Source organism: uncultured Veillonella sp. (assembly GCF_938010505.1).
In the GTDB taxonomy this organism is placed as follows: domain Bacteria; phylum Bacillota; class Negativicutes; order Veillonellales; family Veillonellaceae; genus Veillonella.
The window spans coordinates 1-1674 of sequence record NZ_CALLVP010000013.1 but is presented as its reverse complement, the minus strand read 5'-3'; the positions used below and the strand labels follow the sequence as shown (position 1 = coordinate 1674).

Genomic DNA, 1674 nt, shown 5'->3' with positions numbered 1-1674 from the left:
TGACGAAGGCGATGATTTGCAAGACTACCAGAAGCGCCATTATGCCCAGAATAGCCATACCAAAGAATCCTGCGAAAATTGCCACAATGATCCACATCGCTAAAAATGGCGAGACGACACCACCACTAGTAATGATGGTGACGGCGCTTACGACGACGGTTAATAAATATACAAAAATACCGACACTGGTTTCGTGTTTTTTTGGCAGCCAGAAACATAGAATAAGCATAATTAAGCTGCCGATTGCTGCTACTCCAGCTGCTTTGTCAGAGACAGATAGGCCTATCGGCAGCTGATAGCCTGTAGGAATAAACCTTGCCCATGCGTATAGAAGTGTAATCGTAAAACAGCTTAGTAATGCTACTTCACACAACCGCCTTAACCAAAATCTGGAAATTGTGTGAGGCTTACAGCAAATCCCGCCCTTTTTCATACCTTTTATTATGGCGAATTTTTTGTAAAATCTCAAGAGTTATGTTGTATACTGGTCGTATGAGTAATAATCAAAGTAACAATCCCGACGTAAGCAATGCGTCAGTCTATGACAGCACAGAGAAAAAGCGAGTCTTTAAGCGTGCTATGCTCTTTTCTTTAATATTTACCATTATTACGCTAGTAGGAGCTTACGCTTCAGTGCGAGGATTAGGGCCGTACGACGTATACGTCTCTTTTTTGACAGTTATCATTCCAGCCGTATCGATGATGTACTCCTTGCTGTTGATTAGTTTTATGATTAGGTGGTACAGGAGGGGTTATTATCAGAATATTAACAAGATGGTAAAGGATAGTCCAAAGGCGGCAATCTACTCTTCTGTACTGTCGGCAATAATTTTTGTGGCGATTTGGTTGCATGGTGAGTCTGCGCCGATAGACGTTCTAATACTTTTTCCTGCAATCATCTTCCCTATTATGTTAGCGAGCTCCTCTTTATCGACGATAATGCGATACTATATGGATATAATAGGTATAAATAAAAAAATGACGAACTTTAATAATACTGAGCAGAAAGATAATTTGGCAAATAGTTCGTTTCCGTGTGAGACCATGGATGGGCGGCGGTCTGTTGATGTATATTCTAATGAAGATATGAAGAAGCAATTAACTTTTACGGAAACTCCGGCTGCCGTAAGTCCTTTACCTGTTGCGAAAGCAGATAAAAAAAGGACCATTGGAGCTACAATTGCTTTCGTGACGTTGTGTGTTTTGTTAGTAGATGTAATGATAGGAGATGACCCTAATTCTAGGAATATGATATTTAACGCTATCTATTATAACTTGCCTGAGTTTATACGTATTGCTTTTGTAATCTATAGTTTAGCACTGTCGATTATTATGATTAAAATGTGTATATTTAGGCAATATTGGGTAACAGATAGAGTTATGGGAGGGTTAAAAATTATTCCGTTGGTGTGCATAGGGCTTACTATGATGTTCGCATTGATCTACTTTATCTACAATATACAGTATACTATACTTGCATTTGCTGGTGCTGTGATGGTTTCGTCGGTTGTGTTTATTGCTCTACTTATTGTTGTGTCTGTAATCTACTGTTCTTGGTCTGTGTTATCTTATTATCTTACAAGCTCTAAGTTGGATAAAAAGTAGACACCCACCCCTCCTTCATGGTATAATCCATGGAGTTACGGCCCTATCGTCTAGCGGTTAGGACACCAG

2 protein-coding genes are annotated in these 1674 nt (G+C 39.5%); one reads left to right on the top strand and one right to left on the bottom strand.

Annotated elements, in window-relative coordinates; all coding sequences use genetic code 11:
- Nucleotides 1-433: hypothetical protein (locus tag Q0507_RS00610; protein WP_298710867.1), on the bottom strand; the 433-nt coding region annotated here is incomplete at its 3' end.
- A 59-nt stretch (nucleotides 434-492) separates the two neighbouring features.
- Between Q0507_RS00610 and Q0507_RS00605 the strand changes: the two genes are divergently transcribed.
- The gene (locus Q0507_RS00605) at nucleotides 493-1605 is read left to right on the top strand and encodes a hypothetical protein (RefSeq protein ID WP_298710864.1); all 1113 of its coding nucleotides are present in this window, start codon (nucleotides 493-495) and stop codon (nucleotides 1603-1605) included.
- Nucleotides 1606-1674: the final 69 nt, after the last annotated feature.

What these genes read in the sequence shown, in the direction of transcription:
- Q0507_RS00605 (WP_298710864.1), top strand. Translation starts at nt 493, where the DNA reads ATGAGTAATAATCAAAGTAACAATCCCGACGTAAGCAATGCGTCAGTC.